This window comes from Paraburkholderia sp. J11-2 (assembly GCF_905220185.1).
Taxonomy (GTDB): Bacteria; Pseudomonadota; Gammaproteobacteria; order Burkholderiales; family Burkholderiaceae; genus Paraburkholderia.
Genome location: NZ_CAJMYY010000004.1, coordinates 387,518 through 410,255 on the forward strand (window position 1 = coordinate 387,518; position 22,738 = coordinate 410,255).

Below are 22,738 nucleotides of genomic sequence, written 5' to 3' on the forward strand. Positions count from 1 at the left end.
ATTTGATCAGGAAGCCGATGCAAAACGAAGAACAACACATGGAGCATCGTCATGGCAAACGGTCCGCCTGAGCGTCTGCTGCCCGGCTCCCCCTGGCCGCTCGGGGCGACGTGGGACGGCCTTGGCACCAACTTCGCCGTGTTCTCGGCCCACGCCTGGCGCATCGAGCTGTGCCTCTTCGACCCCACCGGCCGCAAGGAGCGCACTCGCTACACGCTGCCCGAATGTACCGACGAGGTGTGGCACGGCTATCTTCCTGGAGCCCATCCGGGCACGGTCTATGGCCTGCGCGCGCATGGCGCGTATCAACCGCATCTGGGGCACCGCTTCAACCCGCACAAGTTGCTGCTGGACCCGTACGCGAAGCAACTCCTCGGCCAGTTCCGCTGGTCGGACACGCTGTACGGTTATCGCGCGCATTCGAACCGCGTGGACCTCTCGATCGACCGGCGCGATTCCGCGCCCGCCATGCCCAAATGCGTCGTGGTGAACGACAACTTCGACTGGTCGCGCGACCGGCGGCCCAATACGCCGTGGGGCGACACCGTGATTTACGAGGCGCATCTGCGCGGGCTCTCGATGCTGCGTCATGACTTGCGCACGCACATGCGCGGCACGTTTGCAGGTCTTGCCGCGCCGCGTTTCATCGAGCATCTGCACAAGCTCGGCGTGACGGCCATCGAGATCTTGCCGGTGCACGCGTTTCTCTCCGAGCGGTTTCTGATCGATCGTGGACTGCGCAACTACTGGGGCTACAACTCGGCCGCGTTCTTCGCGCCCGAGCCCAGCTACCTGGTGGGCTATGGCACCGACGAAATGCGCATTGCCGTGCGGCAGCTGCATGCGGCGGGTATCGAAGTCTTTCTCGACGTGGTCTACAACCACACGTGCGAAGGCGGCGAAATGGGCCCCACCGTTTCGTGGCGCGGCCTCGACAACGCCAGCTATTACCGCTGCGTGCCCGGCGACGAGCGCCACTTCATCAACGACACGGGCTGCGGCAACACGCTCGACCTTTCGCATCCGCGCGTGCTGCAGATGGTCGCCGACTCGCTGCGCCACTGGGCCACGTCATACGGCATCGACGGCTTTCGCTTCGACCTTGGCGTGACGCTCGGGCGCGAACACGGGGGCTTCGACCCGAACGGCGGGTTCTTCGACGTGCTGCGCCAGGACCCCGTACTGTCGCAATGCAAGCTGATCTCCGAGCCGTGGGACGTGGGCCCTGGCGGCTACCAGCTAGGCAACCATCCGCCCGGCTTTTCCGAATGGAACGACCGTTTTCGCGACAGCGTGCGGCGCTACTGGCGCGGCGCGCCGGGCCAGCGCGCGGACCTCGCGGCACGCCTGACCGGCAGCGCGGACCTGTTCGACAAACGCAAACGCCGGCCGTGGGCATCGATCAATTTCGTCACCTCGCACGACGGCTTCACGCTCGCCGACCTCGTTTCATACGAGCGCAAGCACAACGAGGCCAACGGCGAGGAGAACCGCGACGGCCACAATGAAAACTGGAGCGCGAACTGGGGCGTGGAAGGCCCCACCGACGACCCGGCCATCCTCGCCACGCGCGCACGCGTGGCCCGCTCGATGATGGCCACGCTCCTTATCGCGCTCGGCACGCCCATGCTGCTCGCGGGCGACGAGGCCTGCCGCACGCAGCGCGGCAACAACAATGCGTACTGCCAGGACAACGATATTTCGTGGTTCGACTGGGCGCTCGCCGACACGCCCCAGGGCAAGGCCATGACGCGTTTCGCCGCGCGCGTGATCGCGCTGCGCCGCGAACACCCGCTGCTGCGCGAGACGCGTTTCTTGTTTGGCGAGCGCGAACTGATGCCCGGCGTGCACGACATCGACTGGTTCGACGAACGCGGCGAGCCGCTCTCGCCCGAGGCCTGGCACGACCCGGAAGCGAGCGCATTCACGATGCGGCGCGCAGGAGCGGGACTCCACGGCCAAATGGAAGTATTGTTGATGATGCTGAACGCTTCGCAGGGTGCGGTGACGTTCTCCGCGCCCGCGCCGCGCATGGCATGGGAGGTGCTGCTCGATACCGCCCGTCCCGATGCGGCGCCCTACGCGCTGCCCGACACGACGTACGAGCTGGCCGCGCGAGCGCTCGCCGTGCTGCGCGCCCGTCCGGCGCGTGCCGAAGCGCACCGGCCGCACGGCGCGCGCGACGACACGCCGACGCCGGACCCGCGCCGTACGCCGGGCGCGTCTGCGCCGGGCTCCCCCGCGGGCCCGGACGAAGCCGCGGCCGGATGAAAACTGGATGAGTCAGGCAAGCAACGAGGAAGCAAACCAGGAATCGACCATGTCCCCGCTTTCGCACGATCCGCACGCCCGCCAGTACATGCATTGCCTGCCGTTCGGCGCACAGCTGATCGGGGCGGCGCACACGCAGCCGCATACGCGCTTTCGCTTCTGGGCGCCTTCGTGTCGATCGGTGCAGATCGTTTTTGAAAACGTGGAGGACGCGCCCCCGCTCGACATGACGCCGAGCGGCAATGGCTGGTTCGAAGCGCAGGCGCCGTGCGGGCCGGGCACGCTGTACCGCTACTGCATCGACGGCCAGCAACGCGTACCCGACCCCGCATCGCGCTTCCAGCCGCAGGGTGTGCACGGCCCGAGCGAAGTGCTCGACCCGCGCGCCTACGCCTGGCAGCATGCGCACTGGCAAGGACGCCCGTGGGAAGAGACGGTGATCTACGAGCTGCACGTGGGCGCGCTGGGCGGCTATCAAGGTGTGATGAAACGTTTGCCCGCATTGGCCGCGCTTGGCGTGACGGCGGTCGAACTCATGCCGCTCAACGATTACCCGGGCGAGCGCGGCTGGGGCTACGACGTCGTGCTGCCCTACGCGCCGCACGCGGCCTATGGCAGTCCTGATGAACTGAAAGCGCTCGTGGACACCGCGCACGGGCTGGGGCTGCAGATGTTCATCGACGTCGTGTACAACCACTTCGGCCCGGACGGAAACTGGCTCGGCCACTATGCCAAGCCGTTTTTCCGCGAAGGCGTGAAGACGCCATGGGGCGAAGCACTCGACTTCGACCGTTTCGAAGTTCGCGACTTCTACTGCGACAACGCGCTCTACTGGCTCACAGAATATCGCTTCGACGGACTGCGCATCGACGCCGCGCATGCGATCGGCAACACCAACTGGCTGCGCGAGCTGGCCGATCATGTGAAGGCGCGCGTGGAGCCAGACCGGCATGTGCACCTCGTACTCGAAAACGAGCACAACGAAGCGAATCTGCTCGAATCGCACTTCAGCGCGCAATGGAACGATGATGCGCACCACTGCTTTCACGTGCTGCTGACCGGCGAATCGGAAGGCTACTATCGCGCGTTCACGGATTCCCCCATCGGCAAGCTCGCGCGCGTGCTCGGCGAAGGTTTCGTGTACCAGGGCGAGCCGTCGCCCGTGCATGCGGGCGAGCCGCGCGGCGAACCGAGCGCGCACCTGCCCCCTACCGCGTTCGTGATGTTTTTGCAGAACCACGACCAGATCGGCAACCGCGCGCTCGGCGACCGCCTGCGCGCGCTGGCCGACGACGACGCCTTGCGCGCGGCCACGGCCATGCTGCTGCTCTCGCCGCAAATTCCGCTGCTCTTCATGGAAGAGGAATACGGCTCGACGCAGCCGTTCCAGTTCTTCACCGCCTTCACCGGCCAGCTCGCCGAAGCCGTGCGCGAAGGGCGCCGCCGTGAATTCAAGGCATTCAGCGCGTTCAACGACGAGGCGAGCCGCGCGCGCATCCCCGATCCGAACGATCTGCAGACCTTCGTCAATTCGTCGCCGCCCGCCGATGCGCCGCTCGATGGCGAACGGCTCGAATGGATGCACTTCTACAAATCGGCGCTGTGCGTGCGGGCGCATTTGCTCATGCCGCGCCTGCGCCACGCGCGAGCACTCGGCGCCACCGTGCTGGCCGACGACGCCGCGAACGGGCTCGCCGCGCTCGTCGCGCGCTGGCGGCTCGACGACGGCGAAACGCTCACGATCGCGCTGAACCTGGGCCGCGACGGCGTGCCGCTCAGTCCGCGGCCCGAGGGCATGGTGATCTTCGAAACGCCGCCACGTGCGCGCGACTATGCCGACAATGGCGTGCTGCCCGAGAGCGCGTGCATCGCATGGCTCACCGGAGACGTACCCGGATATTCGAGCGAGCACGATGCGCGCGTCGTTCATCGCGAGGAGCCCTACGCATGAGCACGGCGCGCCGCAGCGAAACGCTCGCGACTCTCGCCGCCCGCGCGGGCTTCGAGGTCGAATGGACTGACGCGCACGGCGCCGTGCAGCGCGTGCCGGACAGCACGCTCGCCGCGCTGCTCGAATGCGCGGGCCTGCCATGCGCCAATGCCACGCAGATCCGCCAGAGTGCTTCCGCGCTGAACGCCGAGCAGTCGGCGCGGCGCCTGCCGCCGCTCATCACCGCCGAATACGACAGCGCCATCGAACTGCCGCCTTCGGTCGTGCGCGCGGGCAGCCACTATCGTGTCGACCTTGAAAGCGGCGAGCATATCGAAGGCCGCTTCACCTCGCCGCGCGGCGAGAGCGCGCTGCTCGCGCCGCTTGCGGAGCCGGGCTACCACACGCTCACGGTCAACGACCATCGCCTGACGATAGCGGTCGCGCCGCCGCACTGCCATACGGTTGCCGACGCCTGGCGCGCGCGTCATGGCGACAGCGGCACGGTGCCGCCGTTATGGGGGCTCGCCGCGCAATTATATGGACTCCGACGCAAAGGCGATGGCGGTATCGGCGACTACACCGCGCTCGCCACGCTCGCAACGCAAAGCGCGCGGCGCGGCGCGCAAGCGCTGGCAGTGAGCCCGACCCATGCGATGTTCAGCGCCGAGCCGGGCCACTTCAGCCCCTATTCGCCTTCGTCGCGCCTGTGGGTCAATGTCGCGCATATCGACCCGGCAGCGGTCTTTGGCGCCAAGGGCGCGCACGACGCGAGCGTGGCCGCGAATGCGGGCGACGCCTGGCGCGAACTCGAAGACGCACCGCTCGTGGACTGGCAGCGTGCGTTGCCGCTCAAGCTCAAGGTGCTGCGCGCGCTGTACGAACGCTTCGACACGGACGAACGTGCAAGCGGCTCGCCGCGCGCCGCTGTGTTCGCCGCATTCTGCGCGCAGGGCGGCGAAGCACTCGAAGACCACGCGCGTTTCGAGGCGCTGCAAGAGGCCATGCTGCACGGCCCCGGCGGCGAGCGCCATTGGCGCGACTGGCCCGAACCGCTGCGCGACCCGCGCAGCGCCGACGTGGCGACGTTCGCGCAGGAACATCGGCGCGAAGTCGACTTTCATTGCTTCCTGCAATGGCTCGCGGCAGAAGGGCTTTCGGGCGCACAACGCAGCGCGCGAGAGGCCGGCATGGCGATCGGCCTCGTCGCCGATCTCGCCGTGGGCTGCGATGGCGGCGGCTCGCACGCGTGGTCACTGCCGCAGGACATGCTGCAACGCGTGTCGGTCGGCGCGCCGCCCGACATCTTCAACCAGGCCGGGCAAAGCTGGGGCCTCACCACGTTCTCGCCGCGCGCGATGCACAACAATGGCTTTCGGGCGTTCATCGACATGCTGCGCGCGGCGTTCGCCCATGCGGGCGGCGTGCGCATCGATCATATCCTCGGGCTGCGGCGGCTCTGGCTCGTGCCCGAAGGCGAAAGTGCGCGCCACGGCGCGTATCTGCGCTATCCGTTCGACGACCTCGTGCGGCTCATCGCGCTCGAGTCGTGGCGTCATCGCGCGATCGTGATCGGCGAAGACCTCGGAACCGTGCCACCGGGGCTGCGCGAGCGGCTCGCGGCGCACGGCCTGTATGGCATCCGCGTGCTGTGGTTCGAGCGCGACGGCAAGGGCTTTCTCGCGCCCGAGCGCTGGGACCCCCACGGCGTTGCAACGACCACCACGCACGATCTGGCGACCGTCGCGGGCTGGTGGAGCGGCGCGGATATCGACTGGCGCAACCGTATCGGCCAGACGCTCCCGCGCGCCGATGGGCTCGACCCCGTCGCGCTCGACCACGCGCAGCGCGCGGAAGATCGCGTCGCGCTCTGGCACGCGTTGCAGCAAAGCGGGCTCGCACCGCACGACGCCAATCCGCCGCCAGCCGACGACCCGCCCGTGAATGCCGCACTCGCCTATGTCGCGGCAACGAGGAGCCCGCTCGTCACCTGTCCGCTCGAAGACCTGCTCGCGTTGGCCGATCAGCCGAATCTGCCCGGCTCGATCGACGAGCATCCGAACTGGCGCCGCCGCCTGCCGCTGCCCGTCGAGTCGCTGTTCACCGATCCGGCCGTTGCCGCGCGCGTTCAAGCCGTCGTACACGCACGCGAGGCCGTCGCGCGTACGCAGGTCGACCCGAGCGCCGGTGCAGGCGCGCATGACGCCCACCCAACCGCCAGCGGCGCGCCATACGCGCCCGAAAAGAAGCCGACGCCATGACCTACCCTCGCGCGACGCTGCGCCTGCAGCTCCATCACGGCTTCACGTTCGACGACGCGCTCGCGCAGCTCGACTACTTCGCCGCGCTCGGCGTGAGCCATCTCTACCTTTCTCCGGTCACGACCGCGCAGCCCGGATCGATGCACGGCTACGACACCGTCGATTACGGCACGGTGAGCGCGGAGCTGGGCGGCGAAGGCGCGTTGCGCCGCTTCGCCGCGAAAGTGCACGAGCGTGGCATGGGCATCGTCGCCGACTTCGTGCCGAATCATATGGGCGTGGGCGGCGCTCACAACGCCTGGTGGCTCGACATTCTCGAATGGGGGCGCCACAGCGCGTATGCGCGCCATTTCGACGTGGACTGGCACTCGCCCGACCCCGCCCTGCGCGGCAAGGTGCTGATGCCGTTTCTCGGCGCACAGTACGGCGAAGAACTCGCGGCAGGCCGTATCGAGCTGAAGTTCGACCCGGTCGCCGCGCGCTTCTACGTGCAATACGGGCCGCACGTGTGCCCGATCTGCCCGACCGACTATGCAGCGCTCCTGCAGTCCGCCAACCGCGCCGATCTCAACACCCTCGCCGGGCCGTTCCAGGGCCTCACGACCCAGCCCGACGATCAGGAGCGCGCCGCCGCCGGGCGCGATGCGCTGCGCGCGTTCGTCGAACGGGCCGGCACGGACCCCATCGAATTTGTTCTGGAATCCTATTCAAGTAGCGACCCGGTGCCGCGCGACCGGCTGCACCGCTTGCTGGAGCGCCAGCACTTCCGGCTCGCCTGGTGGCGCACCGCCACCGACGAGATCAACTGGCGTCGCTTCTTCGACGTTACCGCGCTCGCAGGCGTGCGTGTGGAACGCCACGACGTGTTCGAGGCCGTGCACAAGCTCATGTTTCGCCTCTACGCCGACGGCGTGATCGACGGCTTGCGCATCGATCATATCGACGGGCTCGCGGACCCGCGCGAGTACTGCGAACGCCTGCGGCAACGGCTCGCCACGCTGCGTGCCACGCCGCCGTACATCGTGGTCGAGAAAATTCTCGCGCAAGGCGAAACGCTGCGCGACGACTGGCCCGTGCAAGGCACGACAGGCTACGACTTCATGAACGACGTGGGCGCGTTTCTGCACGATCCCGCGGGCGCCGCGCCGCTTGCCGAAGCGTGGACCGCCATCTCCGGCGACGGCCGGCCGTTCGCGGCCTACGCGCTCGATGCGCGCCGCGAAATGCTGGCCGCCTATCTCCCCGCGGAACTCGACCATGCCACTCGCGCGCTGCACCGTATCGCGCGCGAACTGCCGGGCACGCGCGACACCACCTATGCGTCGGTGCACCGCGTGGCCGCGCATCTGGCCATGTACTTCCCGATCTACCGGATCTATCCGGTGAACGGCTTGCGCGGCGCGCTCGACAACCGTTATTTCGATGTTGCGCTCGAAGCCGCGCGACGCGCGCTGCCGCGCGCGAGCCTGGCGGCGCTCGATCTCGTCGATGGCTGGCTAGGCGGCCGCGCCCCCGAGCCGGCAGCGAACAACACCGGCAGCGGTAGCGGCAACAGCGGCGGCGGCGGCGGCAGTGCCAAGCCGCCACGCGCCGCGCCGGCCGGCGCAAACACGAATGCGGGCAACAGCCAGGCAAATACGCCGCTCAGCCATGCGCTTATTGCGCAACGCACGGCGCTTGCGCTGTTCTCGCAGCTCACCGCGCCGCTTGCGGCAAAGGCCACGGAAGACACCGCGCTCTATCGCTACGGACGCCTGCTCTCGCGCAACGAAGTGGGCGCGGACCCCGACGATTTCGCGCGCACGCCACATGACTTTCATGCGGCGAACCGCCTGCGCCAGCGCCGCCCTTATGGGCTGCTCGCTACGGCCACGCACGACCACAAGCGCGGCGAGGACGTGCGCGCGCGGCTCGCCGTGCTAAGCGAGATCGCGCTCGACTGGAGCAACACGTTGCGTGCCTGGTCGGCGCTGAACCAGACACATCGCCGTACCGACGCGACGGCCGGCGCGGCATGGTCGCCTGGGCCCGCCGCTGAGGCGATGCTTTATCAAACGCTCGTGGGCTGCTGGCCGCCCGAACTGGACCCCGGCGACAAAGCGGGCGTGCATGCGCTGGCGGAGCGTGTGTCGAAGTGGCAGCTCAAAGCGTTGCGCGAAGCGAAGCTGCGCACGAACTGGCTCTCGCCCGATGAAACCTATGAATCGGAGTGCCAGGCATTTCTCTTCGATATCCTCGCACCGCAACGGCGCGACGGCTTCTTGCAGGCACTTGCCGGGTTCGTCGCGCACGTGGCGCCCGCGGGCGCGCTCAATACGCTCGTGCAAACGGTGCTTCGGCTCACCTCGCCGGGCGTACCTGACCTTTATCAGGGGACCGAACTATGGGATTTCAGCCTCGTCGATCCCGATAACCGGCGCCCTGTCGACTACGCGGCCCGCGCAGCCGCGCTCGACAATCAAGCGCCTGCCGCAAAGCTGAAAGACTGGCGCAACGCACACGTGAAGCTGGCCACCGTGCATCGCCTGCTCGCGCTGCGAGCGAAAATGCCGGAACTCTTGCGCGAAGGCGAATATCTGCCGCTCACGGTGAACGGCGCACAGGCTTCACACGTGATTGCGTTCGCGCGCCATCACGGCAACGCTTGGGCCATCGTGATCGGCACGCGCCACGCCGCGGGGCTGCTGGATGGCGACACGCCGCTCGTCGCACCCGCACGCTGGGACGATACGACCGTTGAACTGCCCAAGGGCTGCACGCAAGCCACGTTGCACGACTGGCTCAGCGACGCAACGCACACGGTGCCCGAAGGCGGCACGCTTGCAGTGCGCGACATCCTGAGCGCCATGCCGGTGGCCGTGCTGTCGACGCTCACGCGCAGCTAAGATGCGCGCTCGAGGCACGCTCAACCGCCTTCGTCGTCGAGATCTTTCGGATACACGCGCACGAGCACGATACGCGGCCCCTTCATCTTCTTCACGACAATGTCGAAGCGGTCGAACTCAACGCGCTGCCCTTCGGTGGGCAGATCGTTGAGCGCATGAATCACCAGACCGCCCACCGACTCCGCACGCCCTTCGTCGATATCGATGCCGAGCGCCTGTTCCAGCGACACCACGGGCAGACTGCCACGACCCATCAGCGTGCCGTCGTCCATGCGGGTCCAGTCGGTGTCGGCCTGGTGAAACTCGTCGTGAATCTGGCCTACGAGCGCGCCAAGCAGATTGTCGAGCGTGAGAAAGCCGAGCGGGCGCGCGCCCTTGTGCCCCACCAGCGCGAAATGCGGCGCACCTTTGCGAAAGCGGCGAAAGAGCGCCAGCGCCGGCGTATCGGGCCGCACGTACTGCACAGGGCGCACGAACTTGCCGAGATCGCTGAGAGCGTTGCCCGACTCGCGCGCAAGCAACAGGTCCTTCAGGTGGATGAGACCCGCCACGCGTTCGCCCGTCGCGTCTTCGAACAGCGGGTAGCGGCTGAAGCGATGGCGCGCCACGATTTGCATGTTCTCGCGCAGCGGCAGGTCGCGGCGCAAGCCCACCATTTCGTGCGTGGGCCGCATGAGGTCGGAAATGGTGAGGCGCGAAAAGTCGAGCGAATGGGCGAGCGTGTTCCATTCGTCGGCGTTATAGGCGTTCGCGGCTGGCGCGGGAAGCAGCGGCAGTGCGCCGTTTTTGCCGTTTGTACCCCGCTGCTCGTGCATTGACTCGTTCGCCTCGGCCTGTGCGGCGGCGCGGCGGCTGCGCAGGATCAGCTTGAGTTCGTCAGTCGAATAGTGCGTGTCGTGGCCGTGCTCCGAGGCAAGGCCCGCGAGACGCAGCACCGCGTTCGCGCTCGAATTGAGCAGCCAGATCGCGGGATACATGGTCCAGTAGAAGCCGTAGAGCGGCATGGCCGTCCATAGTGAAATCTTCTCGGCCTGGCGGATGGCGAGCGACTTCGGTGCAAGCTCCCCCACCACGATGTGCAGGAACGAGATCACCGTGAACGCGAACACCAGCGAAATGGCATGGACGAGTTGCGCCGATTGCACGCCTAGCAGTTCGAACACCGGCGCCAGCAATTGCGCGAACGCCGGCTCGCCGATCCAGCCGAGGCCGAGCGACGCGAGCGTGATGCCGAGCTGGCACGCGGAAAGATAGGCATCGAGCTGGCCATGCACCTTGGCGAGCAGCCGGCCGCGCAAGCCATGCTGCTGCGCGAGGCTCTGCACGCGCGTGGCGCGCAGCTTGACGAGGCCGAATTCGGCCGCGACGAAGAAACCGTTGAGGGCAACGAGCAGGAACGCCCCAATGAGGGCGAGAAGCTGGATCAAGACAAATGGCTCCGAAGGACGAAGCGCTCAGTATAAATGTGCAAGGTGGATGAAAGGCGATGACGCGCGCACTACGGCCTGCGGCTCACGCCCCGTTCAGCGGCGGCACATCCAACACCAGCGCCGTCTCCTCGCCCTCGCCCACGAGAGCCGGCGCCGCGAAGCGTCCGCCGTGCGCTTCGGCCACGCGCTGGCACAGCGCCAGCACCCAGGCGCAGCGCCCCGCTTCCTGCTGCTCGCTCGCCTGGGCGCGCGCGAACGGTTCCAGCACGTGCGCAAGCGCATCGTCGGTGAGCGCCTGGCGGGTGGCGCGCCATTTCACTTCCAGGTGGGCGCCGGTTGCGCTCGCGCTGGCCGCGAGCGTCACGCCCGTGCCTTGCGCGCTCGTTTCCGCCGCGAACACCAGCATCAGCCACAGCGCCTGTGCAATGCGTTGGCGGTCGCCGTCAAGCGTCGCCGCGCCGGTCGTGTCCTGCACCGCGAACGTCACGCCGCGCGCGTCGCCAAGCGCGGCGCGGGCATCTTCCACGGCTTCGCCGATCAGCGCCGCGACGGCAAACGGCGCGCGCTCGATGCGCAGCTTGCGCGTTTCGGCGCGCGTGGTGTCAACGAGCGTTTCCAGCAGCCGAACCTGCTGCTCCACGCCCGTGCGAATACCGCCCAGCGCGCGCTGCGCGGCGGCGTCGGCGCTGTCGATCTTGCGCTCGAGCACGTAAGCCCAGCTATGGATGGCATTGAGCGGGCTGCGCAGATCATGCGAGACGCGCGAGAGCACGTGGTCGCGCATGAAAAGCGCGGTTTCGGCGCACAGGCGCGCCGTGCGCTCGGTACGGTTTTGCGAAGTCGGCTCCATCTGATTCCTCTTATTGCGCCTCAAGCCGGGCGAGCGGTCCCCCATTATAGGCAGCGGTTAGCGAGCAACCGGCGTGCCCGGCAGGCTGCCGCCCGCCCCGGCCTGCAAAGCGCCTACAATAACGGGTTCAACTATTCGAATCAGGAGTTTTTCCATGTCTACCGTGACCACCGAATCCGGCCTCAAGTACGAAGACCTGACCGAAGGCACCGGCGCCGAAGCCAAGGCCGGCCAGACTGTCAGCGTGCACTACACCGGCTGGCTGACGGACGGCCAGAAGTTCGATTCGAGCAAGGACCGCAACGACCCGTTCGCCTTCGTGCTGGGCGGCGGCATGGTCATCAAGGGCTGGGACGAAGGCGTGCAGGGCATGAAGGTGGGCGGCGTGCGCAAGCTGACGATTCCGCCGCATCTGGGCTACGGCGTGCGCGGCGCGGGCGGCGTGATTCCGCCGAACGCCACGCTCGTGTTCGAAGTCGAGCTGCTCGAAGTTTGATGCCCGCTTGATGCTTTACAGCGCTCGCCTTTTTTGCAACCGCAACCGGTCATCATGAATCCGCATTACCACGCTCCCGTCACCGCGCCCGGCGTCGAATTGCGCCGCTACGGCGCGATCGAGGAAACCGATCTGCACGATTTTCACCAGATCGTGCTCGGCCTCGACGGCGAGATGGAGATGACCGTGAACGGCCAGGGCGAGCGCATCGACAGTTGTTCCGCCTGGCTCATTCCGGCGGGCGCGCGACACGATTACGTGGGCATTGGCGATAACCGCCAGCTCGTGCTCGACCTGCCCGCGGCCACGCTCGCGGTGCCCGAACGGCTGTTCGACAAGGCGCGCGCCGTGCGCCTCGACCCCGCGCTCACGCAGCTCGTAAGCCAGATCGCGCAGTGCGCCGCGATGGCCGCGCCGCCTCGCGACAGCGCCGACCTGCGCGCGCGGCGTTTTCACTGGGACGCCTCGGCGCGCCTGTGCGCGGCATTCATCGCGCAAACCGGCGTGGCCGCTGGCGCGCAGTTCAGCGCGGCGGCCGGGTTGGACTTTGCCCGTATCGACCGGTGGCTGCGCGCGCATCTCGCCCAGCCGTTGCGCATTGCCGATCTCGCCGCGCACTGCGGCTTCGGCATGCGGCGCTTTCATCAGCTTTTTATCGAAGCGTTCGGCGAAACGCCGCATCGCTACTTGCAGCGGCTGCGGCTCGACACCGCGCTCACCCTGCTCGCCGACCCGCGCGCCTCGCTCACCGACATCGCGCTCGAAGTGGGTTTCGGCGACCAGAGCGCCTTCACGCACGCGTTCACGCGCCGCTTCGGGCTCGCGCCCGGCCAGTGGCGCGCGCTGCCGTCGCACTGAGCGCGCAGGCGCCGCTCATTCGTCGAAGCGGTATTCCCACTGTGCGCGTGCGCCCACCGCCACGTGCTTGCCCGCGCCCGTCACCACCATCGCGTTCTGGCCGAACGTCAGGCCGCCGTCCACGCGCGGATCGGCGCGAAATACCTGCAGCGTGTCGAGCGGTTCCGTGGGCCATTGCGCGTCGCGCTCGCCCGTCTCCTGATCGATCGTCGTGATCGGGCAGCGCGCGCACGGCTTCACGAAGCGCAGCACGATTTCCTCGCCGCCCGATGCGGATTCGATGGCGAGCGTGTCGATGAAATCTTCCTCGAATGCGTCGCCGATATCGCCGACCACGATGTTCGGACGAAAGCGCGCCATCGGCACGGGCGGTGCGCCCTTCGCCGCGAGGCGCGCGTTGAGGTCCGCGAGCGACGCCTCGCTCGTCACGAGAATCGGAAAGCCGTCGGCGAATTGCGTGGGCGCGTCTTCGCCGTTCGTCCACTTCCGGCTCGCAAGACGCGTCACGTCATGCGCAAAGCGCAGCAGGCGCACCGGCGCGCCGATCGCCTGCGTGAACCATTGCGCCGCGTGATCGCCCTCGTCGAGCGCTTCGAAGTCGTCGTCCCAGACCGAGGCCGGCACGCGCGCCTCGCCGCCGCGCGGCGCGAACGGCAGATGGAGCGCTTCGCTCATGCCTTCCATGGTGAGGCGCACGCCGTCTTCGACGAACGTGGGCACGATGCACGCCATCGCCGCGTACTGGCGCTGCGTGACGAGCCGGCCATTTGCGTCGGCGACCATCCAGTGACGGTCCCACTCGATGCCCTTCAGGCCGAGCTGCGCATTGTCGAGCGCGATCGCGCCGCACGACTTCACGGGGTAGACGAACAACGCACGAACTGTGGGCATGGCGAACTCGCGGGAAAACAATAAGGAAATGGGCCGAACGGCGTTCAGCGCACGATCATACAACCGTTGTTTAAAAGAGCTTACTGCTTACTCCACCACATCAAGCCCGCGCGCCAGATCGTTACGCACGTCCTGGGCGTTTTCAAGGCCAACGGCGAGGCGAATCAGCCCTTCGGTAATGCCTGCCGCCGCGCGCGCTTCAGGCGTAATGCGGCCGTGCGTCGTCGTGGCCGGGTGCGTGATGGTCGTGCGCGTATCGCCGAGATTGCCGGTGATCGAACAGATCTTCGTGCCGTCGATCACGCGCCACGCGTTCGCGCGCTGCTGCTCCGGCGTGTCGCCCTTCACTTCGAACGAGACGATCGCCCCGCCCAGCTTCTGCTGCCGCATGGCGAGCGCATGTTGCGGATGTGATTCGAGACCGGGATAAAAGACGCGCTTGATGGCCGGATGCGTCTCGAGCCAGCGCGCGATCTGAAGCGCGTTGTCCGACTGCTTCTCCACGCGCAGCGACAACGTTTCCATGCCCTTGAGCAGCACCCACGCGTTGAACGCGGAAAGCGTCGGACCCGCGGTGCGCACGAACGGAAACACCTTCTCCATGATGAACGCCTTCGAGCCCACCAGCGCGCCGCCCAGCACGCGGCCCTGACCGTCGAGGAACTTGGTGGCCGAATGCATCACCACGTCCGCGCCGAACTTGAGCGGCTGTTGCAGCGCGGGGCTGCAGAAGCAGTTGTCGACCACGAAGAGCGCGCCCGCCGCCTTGGCGATCTTGCTGACCGCCTCGATGTCGGCCACTTCGGTAAGCGGATTCGACGGCGTTTCGAGGAAGAACATCTTCGTTTCCGGGCGCACGGCGTGCTTCCACGCGTCGAGATCGGTCGGGTCGACGAAGGTGGTCGCGATGCCGAACCGGCTGAAGATCTGCGAGAACATGGCGAGCGTCGAGCCGAAAATGCTCTGCGAACTGACGATATGGTCGCCCGCCTGCAGCGCAGCCATGACCACCGACATGATCGCGGCCATGCCCGAAGCCGTGGCCATGCACGCTTCCCCGCCTTCGAGCGTGGCGAGGCGCTCCTGGAACATGGTGACGGTCGGATTCGAAAAACGCGCGTACGTATAGGCGGTTTCGGAGTTTTTGAAGCGCTCGGCGGCCTCTGCGGCGCTGCCGAAACAGAAGCTCGACGTGAGATAAAGCGCTTCCGAATGCTCGTTGAACTCGCTGCGCAGCGTGCCCGAGCGAACGGCCAGTGTGTCGAAGTTGAAGGTGTCGTCCATGTTCGAGTTCTCCTTGTCCTGAACCATCCTGCTTCAATCCTGCACGCACACGCGCAAAAAAGCCCGCTTTTGCATCGGCAGAAAGCGGGCTTTCGGATTCGGCGAGAACGCGAGCCTCACGCTCGCGTTTGCCGGGGATCACTCCACCGAGAGTTGCAGGTGCAGTTGCGAGCGGGAGCCGCCGTCCATCGCGTCGCTTGCGGCGTCGCGGTCCGACTGCGCCTGCGGTGCGAGGCGCGCCGTCTCGATGTTGTCGAGGTAAGTGCTCGTGATGTCGCCGGTGATGTAGTCGCCGTCGAAGCACGAAGCCTCGAACTCCTTCAACTCCGGATTGATATCGCGCACGGCCTGCTTGAGCGAATCCACGTCCTGATACACGAGGTAGTCCGCGCCGATGATGCGCGCCACTTCGTCATCGGTGCGGCCATGCGCCACGAGTTCGCCGCGCGTGGGCATGTCGATGCCGTAGACGTTCGGGTACTTCACGGGCGGCGCCGCCGAAGCGAAGATCACCTTGGTCGCGCCGGCGTCGCGCGCCATCTGCACGATTTCCTGCGAGGTGGTGCCGCGCACGATCGAGTCGTCGATGATCAGCACGTTCTTGCCCTTGAACTCGATGCCCATGGCATTGAGCTTCTGGCGCACCGACTTCTTGCGCATGGCCTGGCCCGGCATGATGAAGGTGCGGCCCACGTAGCGGTTCTTGAAGAAGCCTTCGCGGTATTCCACGCCGAGCTTGTTCGCAACCTGCATGGCAGCCGGGCGCGACGAATCGGGAATCGGCATGACCACGTCGATCTTCACGTCGGGCAACTCGCGCTTGATCTTCTCGGCGAGATAGTCGCCCATGCGCAGGCGCGCGTTGTACACGGGCACGCCGTCGAGCACCGAGTCCGGACGCGCGAGGTACACGAGTTCGAAGATGCAGGGGTTCAGCGTCGGTGCCGTGGCGCATTGCTGCGAGTGGAAGTTGCCGTCGAAGTCGATGAACACCGCTTCGCCCGGGCGAACGTCGCGCACGAATTCGAAGCCGATGCCTTCGAGCGCCACCGATTCCGATGCGAGCATCCACTCGGTGCCTTCCGGCGTTTCCATCTTGCCGATGCACAGCGGGCGAATGCCGAACGGGTCGCGGAACGCGAGCAGGCCGTAGCCGGCGATCAGCGAGACGATCGCGTAGGAGCCGCGCAGGCGGCGGTGCACGCCCGAAACCGCCTTGAAGAGCGCCGCCGGATCGAGTTCGAGGCCCGAGCTCGCGAGTTGCACTTCGTGCGCGAGCACGTTGAGCAGCACTTCGGTGTCGGAATGGGTGTTGATGTGGCGGCGGTCCACACGGAACATCTCTTCCTTCAACTGTTGCCAGTTCGTGAGATTGCCGTTGTGGGCGAGGACGATGCCGAACGGCGCGTTCACGTAGAACGGCTGGGCTTCTTCTTCGCTCGACGCCGAGCCGGCCGTCGGGTAGCGCACCTGGCCGATGCCGCTGGTGCCGGGGAGGCTACGCATGTTGCGCGTGCGGAACACGTCGCGCACCATGCCGTTGGCCTTGTGCATATGGAACGTGCTGCCGTTCGCGGTGGCAATGCCGGCCGCGTCCTGACCGCGGTGCTGCAGGAGCAGCAGCGCGTCATAGAGGAGCTGGTTGACGGGAGAGCGGGAAACTACGCCTACGATGCCGCACATGGCAGGTCCTTCAAAAAAGCGAAATCGGTAGCGGGCCGCCCCGGCTTGCATCACCGGTCGGGCGCCGCAAATGGGCAGTGTTGCCGGGAAGCTTCGCCTCGCATCGCGTCCGATCAGCTTCTGATCAGACGTGAACGTAGGCCGCGAGCGCCTCGGGCAACAACGGTTTCAGTTCGAGCACGCCCTGCACGGCATAAGGCCGCAGCAGCGCGTGGCGCCAGAAGTCCTGCTGGGGCAGCTCGGTCAGCCCGCCAAGGACGACGAGGATCAGCACCAGCACGACGCCTCGCACGAGGCCGAACATCATCCCGAGCGAACGGTCCACGCCGGACAATCCGCTCACCTGCACCAGACGGCCGATCAGTGCGTTGCCCACGCCGGCCACGAGCACCACGGCAATGACGATCAGCGCAAAGGCGATCAGCCATTGAGTGAGCGCCCCGCCCGGCCAGTTCGCCGGAATCCAGGGCACCACGTGGTCCACGTAGCGGCAGGCCACGAGCAACGCCGCGATCCAGCCAATCAATCCAAAAATCTCGCCGATCAAGCCGCGCCACGCACCGCGCAGCGCCGACAGGCCGATCACCGCCATTACAGCGTAGTCGAATGCGGTGAACATCGACGGCTTATTCCGCGTTGGCGTTCGAGCCCGCCATCAGGCCGGCGCCGCGCACCTTGGCGATCGCCGCCGTAGCCGAGGCGCGGTCCGGGAACGGACCCGCGCGCAGCAGCGTGCGCGTCGTGCCGTCCGCTTCCTTACGTTGCTCGGTATATGCGGGTACGCCCGCCGCTTTCAACTTCGTGACCCAATTGTTCGCCGTCGTGCTGTTCGAGAATGCCCCGAGTTGCACGGCGAAACGCGCGCCCGGGGGCGCCGCCGGCGTGCTGGTTCCGGCTTTCGCGCCGTTGCCTTCGCTGGTGTCGTCGCTGTCGTTGGCGGCGGTCGTCGTCGGTTTGCTGGTCGCGGCGACGGCCGTGCTGGCCGAAGCCGCCGGCTTGGCAGCGGGCTTTTGCGCCTGCGCAGTTTGTGTCGATTGAGCCGGAGCGGTTGCCGCCTGGGCGGGCTTTTTCGCTGGCGTTGCCGGCGTTTGATCCGTGTTCTGGGCGTTTTGCGTGGCCGCGGCGCCCGAAGCGGCCGCGAGACCCGATGCGCCAAGCGTCGCTTCGGCGGCTGCGGGATTGTCGGGGGCGACGCCGGCTTGCGTGTCTTCGGCGTCGTGTTGGCGCGCGGCGGCCTTGTCGGCCGGGCGGCTCGGAATGTCGATGGCGATGTCGTCGGTGACGGGCTTCGGGTGCGAATCGAGCACCATCGGCAGGATCACGATGGCCGCGAGCACCAGCGCGATCGCGCCGACGAGACGGCGGCGCGCGCGTTGCTTTTCAGGGAGCGTGGGGTCGAGCAGCATTGCCTCGGCGTCGCCAGACCGGTCCGGCCGGCGGCTGCGCCGCTCCACGCGCGCGCTCTGATTGCTGCGCCGGCTGGAGCCGGACTCGGTGCCGCGCCGGCGGGGCGCGTCAGCGTCATCTTTCTTGCCGAACGAGAAAATTCCCATGTATGGCTTGCTGTTGGCCTACCTGGCCTGTCTTACGTGGGCGGCGTGCGGGTGCCGGGCGGTCAGTGTTGCTGTGACTTTCGCCAGGCCATCACCCCGGCAACCGTCAGGAAACTTCCGAAAACAAGAATTCTATCATTTTCGGTAGCGCGTTTTAGCGCATCTTGAAACGCAGCAGCGGGGCTTTCATAGCGCGTCACGCTGCTGTCGGGGCCGTCCGTCACGCCCGCTTCGCGCAGCACTTCTTCGAGCTGTTCGGCTGTAGCCGCGCGCGGCAGCGGCAGATCGGTCACGCACCAATGGTCGATCTCGCCCTTCAGGTGCTCGATCACGCCCGCAATGTCCTTGTCGCGCATCGCGCCGAACACGGCGTAGGTGTACGGGAAATAGCCCATGCTGCCGAGGTTCTGCCCCAGCACCGCCGCCGCGTGCGGGTTGTGGCCGACGTCGAGAATGATCGAAGGCTTGCCCGGCAGCACCTGGAAGCGGCCCGGCAGTTCGACATTGGCGAGGCCGAGGCGAATGTCCTGCGCGGAAACCGGCAGCCGGTCGCGCAGCGCCTCGAGGCCTGCGAGCGCAGCCGACGTGTTGATCAACTGATTCGCGCCACGCAGCGCAGGATAGGCGAGCGCCGAGCGTCGCATCGTCGGGCCCACGTAGCTCCATTGCTGGCGCTCGCTGCCCGGCTGCCCTTCGTAGCGGAAATCGCGGCCGAAGAGCCACAGTTCGGCGCCGATCGCCTCAGCATGGTCGATGAGCGACTGCGGGGCCATCGGGTCCGCGCAGATTGCGGGCTTGCCCGCACGGAAGATGCCGGCCTTCTCGAACGCGATCTTCTCGCGCGTGTCGCCGAGGTATTCCGTATGGTCGAGGTCGATGCTCGTGATGATCGCGCAGTCGGTGTCGAGCACGTTGACGGCGTCCAGACGCCCGCCCAGACCCACCTCGAAGATCACGGCGTCGAGGCCGCGCGAGGCGAACAGATGCATGATCGCGAGCGTCGTGAATTCGAAGTACGTGAGCGTCACGGGCTTGGCGAGCGAATTGCGCGCCGCTTCGACGGCTTCGAAGTGCGGCAGCAGATCGGCGTCGCTGGCCTGCTGGCCGTCCACGCGCGCGCGCTCGTTGAACTCGAGCAGATGCGGCGAGGTGTGGCAACCCACGTGGTAGCCCGCCTTCAGCAGGATCGTTTCGAGAATCGCGCAGGTCGAACCCTTCCCGTTCGTGCCGCCCACCGTGAAGATCGGGCATGCGAACTTGAGGTCCAGCGCGTCCTTCACCTGACGGATGCGGTCGAGCCCCATGTCGATGCCGACCGGATGCGCGGTTTCAAGGTGCGTGAGCCACGCGTCGAGGGTGGGAAAGGTACTCATCGGGCTAGAAATTACCTGGTGCTGCGCGTGAGACGCCGCCTAAGGCGGCGGGTTCACACGAATGATCCGCTTCGAAAGAACGGCATTATCGCGGAAATGACAACGCGCCGCTTGCTTTCGCTCGCGGCGCGTTGGGTAAAGCGTTGCGGCTGCGGCTCTTGCGGCACCGCAGATCGCTCAATGCGAGGCTCAGGCCACCGCGTCGGCGGGCTGACGCTGCAGCAGCGCCAGCATTTGCGCGATTTCGTCGCGCAGCTTGCGGCGGTCCAGGATCATGTCGATCGCGCCCTTCTGCAGCAGGAATTCGGCGCGCTGGAAGCCTTCCGGCAGCTTTTCGCGCACGGTCTGCTCGATCACGCGCGGGCCGGCAAAGCCGATGAGCGCCTTCGGCTCGGCGATCACCACGTCGCCCAGGAACGCGAAGCTCGCCGAAACGCCGCCCATCGTCGGGTCGGTCAGCACGGAAATGAACGGCAGCTTGGCTTCGGCCAGTTTGGTCAGCATGGCCGTGGTCTTGGCCATCTGCATGAGCGAAAGCAGGCTTTCCTGCATGCGCGCGCCGCCCGAAGCCGTGAAGCAGATGAACGGCACTTGCTGCTCGAGCGCGTTTTGCGCGCCGCGCGCGAAGCGCTCGCCGACCACCGAGCCCATCGAGCCGCCCATGAACGAGAACTCGAAGCAGGCCACCACCACGGGCAGCGTGCGGATCGCGCCGCCCATCACCACCATGGCGTCGGTTTCGCCGGTATCGTCCATCGCCTCTTTCAGGCGGTCCGGGTACTTGCGGCTGTCCTTGAACTTGAGCGCGTCGACCGGAACGATTTCCTGGCCGATTTCATAGCGGCCTTCCGGATCGAGCAGGCCGTCCAGACGCTCGCGCGCGCCAATGCGCATATGGTGATCGCACTTCGGGCAAACGTGGAGATTCGCCTCGACGTCGTTGCGGTACAGGACCGCTTCGCACGACGGGCACTTGATCCACAACCCTTCCGGAATGCTCTTGCGGCTTTTCGGATCGGTTTGCTTGATCTTGGGCGGCAGCAGTTTGTCGAGCCAGCTCATTGATGTTCCTTCCTTGACCTTCGTGATGCGCGGGCGCGGCGGATCGGTCCCGTCAACCGATCGGTAAAACCGACCGGGTTCCGACCCCGACCGCGCATGGCGAAAAGTGGATTTTACAGCAGTCTCGGAACTAGCCGACAGAGACTTCATCCAACGCCGTTCGAATGCCCGTGATGAATTGCGTGAGCGCGTCGGCGGCTGTTTCCGGCGCGGCCTGCTCGAGCAACTGAACAATGCGGCTGCCGATCACCACGGCGTCCGACACCTGCGCGACGGCAGCGGCCGTTTGCGCATCGCGAATGCCGAAGCCCACACCCACGGGCAGCGAGACATGCTTCTTGATCGCCGGAATTTTACCCGCGATGCTCGAAACGTCGAGATTGGCTGCCCCCGTCACGCCCTTGAGCGAGACGTAGTAAACATAGCCGCTCGCCGCGGCGCCCACTTCGGCGATGCGCTCATCGGTCGAAGTCGGCGCGAGCAGGAAGATCGGATCGATGTCGGCGGCCTTCATCTTCGCCGCGAACTCGACCGACTCCTCGGGCGGGTAGTCCACCACGAGCACGCCGTCCACGCCCGCGTCCTTTGCGGCCTGCGCGAACGCGTCGGCGCCCATGCGCTCGATGGGGTTCGCGTAGCCCATCAACACGACGGGCGTCTTGTTGTCGGTTTCGCGGAAGCGCTTCACGTCGGCGAGCACGCTCTTGAGCGTCACGCCCTTCTCGAGCGCGCGCTCGGACGACTGCTGGATCACGGGGCCGTCGGCCATCGGGTCCGAGAACGGCACGCCGAGTTCGATGACATCGGCGCCGCCGGCGGCCAGCGCGTGCATGAACTCGACCGTGCGCGCGGGATCGGGGTCGCCCGCCGTCATGAACGGGATCAGGCCTTTGCGGCCCTGGGCGGCGAGCGCCTCGAACGTGGTCTTGATACGGGACATTTCAGGGTCCTCAGCTTTTAGGCGTTACTGCGCGTGAGTCCGGCGGAGGCGCATCAGGCGCCGGCCGCGACGGCACTTGCGGCGGCCGCGCTGACGCGTTCGCGCGCGATTGCGCAGTAACTTTCGTTAATTTCATAGCCGACGAATTCGCGCTGTTGACGCGCGCAAGCCACTGCCGTGGTGCCGCTGCCCATGAACGGGTCCAGCACGCGGCCGCCCGGCGGGCAGCTCGCGAGCACCATGCGCTCGACGATCTCCAAAGGCTTCTGGGTGGGATGATCCACGCGCTCCGCGTGCTGGCGATGCAGACGCGAGACGGACCAGACGTCCTTGGGGTTGTAGCCGAGCTCCAGCCACTTGCTGCCTTCGAACAACTTGCGCGAACGCGCCTTCTTCGTGACGGCATCGTACGGGATGCGGACGGGATCGAGATCGAAGTAATAATCCTTCGAAACCGCGAAGAAACCGATGTTGTCGTGCACCGAGGTGAAACGGCGCGTCGTGCCGCCCATGCTGGGTACGCGACGATCCCAGACGATCTCGTTGATCATCGTGAGTTTCGACTTGAGATAGACGAAGATCTCGGGCGCGTACTGCCACGTGCAGAACACGTAGAGCGAGCCCGTGGGCTTGAGCTTCGGAATCGCCAGGTCGAGCCACTCATACGTCCAGGCGAGGAAGTTCTCGCCCGAACGCATGTCGGAGTCGTTGCCGTAGTCCTTGCCGAGCCCGTAGGGCGGGTCGGCGACGATCAGATCGATCGAGGCGTCGGGCAGGTTGGCTGCATCGGTCAGAAAATCGCGGTTCAGGAGCCGGATGGTTTCCGGCACGACCGGCACCGTGGGCAGCACGGCTGCGTTGGCGACCGCTTCGGCGGCTTCCAGAGCAGCCGCTTCTGCGTTCACCTCGGCATTCACCTCGCCCACGGGCGCCGGCACTTCCGGCTCGTCGAACTCGTCACGCATCGCTTA

The 22,738-nt window shown here is 66.6% G+C and carries 17 protein-coding genes; 6 read left to right on the forward strand and 11 right to left on the reverse strand.

Going from position 1 to position 22,738, the window contains the following annotated elements; all coding sequences use genetic code 11:
• Positions 1 to 51 precede the first annotated feature (51 nt).
• Genes glgX through treY form a run of 4 tightly spaced genes read left to right on the forward strand, consistent with a single transcriptional unit; the run spans position 52 to position 9,347 of the window.
• Positions 52 to 2,271, forward strand: coding sequence for a glycogen debranching protein GlgX (gene glgX / locus U5A57_RS08300; protein ID WP_321909765.1), 2,220 nt, complete (start codon positions 52 to 54; stop codon positions 2,269 to 2,271).
• 49 nt (positions 2,272 to 2,320) lie between these two features.
• On the forward strand, positions 2,321 to 4,222 hold the full coding sequence (gene treZ / locus U5A57_RS08305) for a malto-oligosyltrehalose trehalohydrolase (protein ID WP_321909766.1): 1,902 nt from the start codon (positions 2,321 to 2,323) through the stop codon (positions 4,220 to 4,222).
• Entirely contained in the window at positions 4,219 to 6,462 is a 2,244-nt protein-coding gene (gene malQ / locus U5A57_RS08310; protein ID WP_321909768.1) for a 4-alpha-glucanotransferase, read from the forward strand. The genes treZ and malQ overlap by 4 nt, the downstream gene beginning before the upstream one ends.
• A complete protein-coding gene (treY, locus tag U5A57_RS08315) occupies positions 6,459 to 9,347 on the forward strand; it encodes a malto-oligosyltrehalose synthase (protein WP_321909769.1) in 2,889 nt (962 codons plus the stop codon). The genes malQ and treY overlap by 4 nt, the downstream gene beginning before the upstream one ends.
• 20 nt (positions 9,348 to 9,367) lie before the next feature.
• Here treY and U5A57_RS08320 read toward each other — a convergent pair whose 3' ends face one another.
• Complete coding sequence (locus U5A57_RS08320) at positions 9,368 to 10,774, reverse strand: hemolysin family protein (RefSeq protein WP_321909771.1); 1,407 nt, start codon at positions 10,772 to 10,774, stop codon at positions 9,368 to 9,370.
• A gap of 85 nt (positions 10,775 to 10,859) precedes the next feature.
• Entirely contained in the window at positions 10,860 to 11,627 is a 768-nt protein-coding gene (locus U5A57_RS08325) for a HAMP domain-containing sensor histidine kinase (RefSeq protein WP_321909772.1), read from the reverse strand.
• A 154-nt stretch (positions 11,628 to 11,781) separates the two neighbouring features.
• On the opposite strand from U5A57_RS08325, the gene U5A57_RS08330 reads away from it, so the two are divergent.
• Both U5A57_RS08330 and U5A57_RS08335 read left to right on the forward strand, forming a co-directional pair.
• A complete protein-coding gene (locus U5A57_RS08330; protein WP_321909774.1) occupies positions 11,782 to 12,123 on the forward strand; it encodes an FKBP-type peptidyl-prolyl cis-trans isomerase in 342 nt (113 codons plus the stop codon).
• Positions 12,124 to 12,177: 54 nt separating this feature from the next.
• Positions 12,178 to 12,981: an AraC family transcriptional regulator gene (locus U5A57_RS08335; RefSeq protein WP_321909776.1), complete on the forward strand. Its 804-nt coding sequence runs from the start codon at positions 12,178 to 12,180 to the stop codon at positions 12,979 to 12,981.
• 15 nt (positions 12,982 to 12,996) lie between these two features.
• On the opposite strand, the gene U5A57_RS08340 is transcribed toward U5A57_RS08335, so the two are convergent.
• From U5A57_RS08340 to U5A57_RS08380, 9 genes are all read right to left on the reverse strand, one after another.
• A complete protein-coding gene (locus U5A57_RS08340; RefSeq protein ID WP_321909778.1) occupies positions 12,997 to 13,872 on the reverse strand; it encodes an MOSC domain-containing protein in 876 nt (291 codons plus the stop codon).
• An 87-nt stretch (positions 13,873 to 13,959) separates the two neighbouring features.
• Positions 13,960 to 15,156: an O-succinylhomoserine sulfhydrylase gene (locus U5A57_RS08345; RefSeq protein WP_321909780.1), complete on the reverse strand. Its 1,197-nt coding sequence runs from the start codon at positions 15,154 to 15,156 to the stop codon at positions 13,960 to 13,962.
• 138 nt (positions 15,157 to 15,294) lie between these two features.
• Positions 15,295 to 16,839: an amidophosphoribosyltransferase gene (gene purF, locus U5A57_RS08350; protein WP_321909783.1), complete on the reverse strand. Its 1,545-nt coding sequence runs from the start codon at positions 16,837 to 16,839 to the stop codon at positions 15,295 to 15,297.
• Between the two features lie 124 nt (positions 16,840 to 16,963).
• The gene (locus tag U5A57_RS08355; protein ID WP_201696134.1) at positions 16,964 to 17,458 is read right to left on the reverse strand and encodes a CvpA family protein; all 495 of its coding nucleotides are present in this window, start codon (positions 17,456 to 17,458) and stop codon (positions 16,964 to 16,966) included.
• 7 nt (positions 17,459 to 17,465) lie between these two features.
• Positions 17,466 to 18,392, reverse strand: a complete 927-nt coding sequence (locus U5A57_RS08360) for an SPOR domain-containing protein (RefSeq protein WP_321909785.1) — start codon at positions 18,390 to 18,392, stop codon at positions 17,466 to 17,468.
• A 62-nt stretch (positions 18,393 to 18,454) separates the two neighbouring features.
• Complete coding sequence (gene folC / locus U5A57_RS08365; RefSeq protein WP_321909787.1) at positions 18,455 to 19,765, reverse strand: bifunctional tetrahydrofolate synthase/dihydrofolate synthase; 1,311 nt, start codon at positions 19,763 to 19,765, stop codon at positions 18,455 to 18,457.
• A gap of 189 nt (positions 19,766 to 19,954) precedes the next feature.
• Positions 19,955 to 20,827, reverse strand: coding sequence for an acetyl-CoA carboxylase, carboxyltransferase subunit beta (accD, locus tag U5A57_RS08370; RefSeq protein WP_321909788.1), 873 nt, complete (start codon positions 20,825 to 20,827; stop codon positions 19,955 to 19,957).
• Positions 20,828 to 20,957: 130 nt separating this feature from the next.
• Complete coding sequence (gene trpA / locus U5A57_RS08375) at positions 20,958 to 21,767, reverse strand: tryptophan synthase subunit alpha (protein ID WP_321909790.1); 810 nt, start codon at positions 21,765 to 21,767, stop codon at positions 20,958 to 20,960.
• A gap of 53 nt (positions 21,768 to 21,820) precedes the next feature.
• On the reverse strand, positions 21,821 to 22,732 hold the full coding sequence (locus U5A57_RS08380) for a site-specific DNA-methyltransferase (protein ID WP_321909792.1): 912 nt from the start codon (positions 22,730 to 22,732) through the stop codon (positions 21,821 to 21,823).
• Positions 22,733 to 22,738 lie beyond the last annotated feature (6 nt).

What these genes read in the sequence shown, in the direction of transcription:
- U5A57_RS08325 (WP_321909772.1), bottom strand. Translation starts at nt 11,627, where the DNA reads ATGGAGCCGACTTCGCAAAACCGTACCGAGCGCACGGCGCGCCTGTGC.
- glgX (WP_321909765.1), top strand. Translation starts at nt 52, where the DNA reads ATGGCAAACGGTCCGCCTGAGCGTCTGCTGCCCGGCTCCCCCTGGCCG.
- purF (WP_321909783.1), bottom strand. Translation starts at nt 16,839, where the DNA reads ATGTGCGGCATCGTAGGCGTAGTTTCCCGCTCTCCCGTCAACCAGCTC.
- U5A57_RS08330 (WP_321909774.1), top strand. Translation starts at nt 11,782, where the DNA reads ATGTCTACCGTGACCACCGAATCCGGCCTCAAGTACGAAGACCTGACC.
- U5A57_RS08355 (WP_201696134.1), bottom strand. Translation starts at nt 17,458, where the DNA reads ATGTTCACCGCATTCGACTACGCTGTAATGGCGGTGATCGGCCTGTCG.
- U5A57_RS08360 (WP_321909785.1), bottom strand. Translation starts at nt 18,392, where the DNA reads ATGGGAATTTTCTCGTTCGGCAAGAAAGATGACGCTGACGCGCCCCGC.
- folC (WP_321909787.1), bottom strand. Translation starts at nt 19,765, where the DNA reads ATGAGTACCTTTCCCACCCTCGACGCGTGGCTCACGCACCTTGAAACC.
- malQ (WP_321909768.1), top strand. Translation starts at nt 4,219, where the DNA reads ATGAGCACGGCGCGCCGCAGCGAAACGCTCGCGACTCTCGCCGCCCGC.
- U5A57_RS08380 (WP_321909792.1), bottom strand. Translation starts at nt 22,732, where the DNA reads ATGCGTGACGAGTTCGACGAGCCGGAAGTGCCGGCGCCCGTGGGCGAG.
- U5A57_RS08335 (WP_321909776.1), top strand. Translation starts at nt 12,178, where the DNA reads ATGAATCCGCATTACCACGCTCCCGTCACCGCGCCCGGCGTCGAATTG.
- accD (WP_321909788.1), bottom strand. Translation starts at nt 20,827, where the DNA reads ATGAGCTGGCTCGACAAACTGCTGCCGCCCAAGATCAAGCAAACCGAT.
- treZ (WP_321909766.1), top strand. Translation starts at nt 2,321, where the DNA reads ATGTCCCCGCTTTCGCACGATCCGCACGCCCGCCAGTACATGCATTGC.
- U5A57_RS08345 (WP_321909780.1), bottom strand. Translation starts at nt 15,156, where the DNA reads ATGGACGACACCTTCAACTTCGACACACTGGCCGTTCGCTCGGGCACG.
- treY (WP_321909769.1), top strand. Translation starts at nt 6,459, where the DNA reads ATGACCTACCCTCGCGCGACGCTGCGCCTGCAGCTCCATCACGGCTTC.
- U5A57_RS08340 (WP_321909778.1), bottom strand. Translation starts at nt 13,872, where the DNA reads ATGCCCACAGTTCGTGCGTTGTTCGTCTACCCCGTGAAGTCGTGCGGC.
- trpA (WP_321909790.1), bottom strand. Translation starts at nt 21,767, where the DNA reads ATGTCCCGTATCAAGACCACGTTCGAGGCGCTCGCCGCCCAGGGCCGC.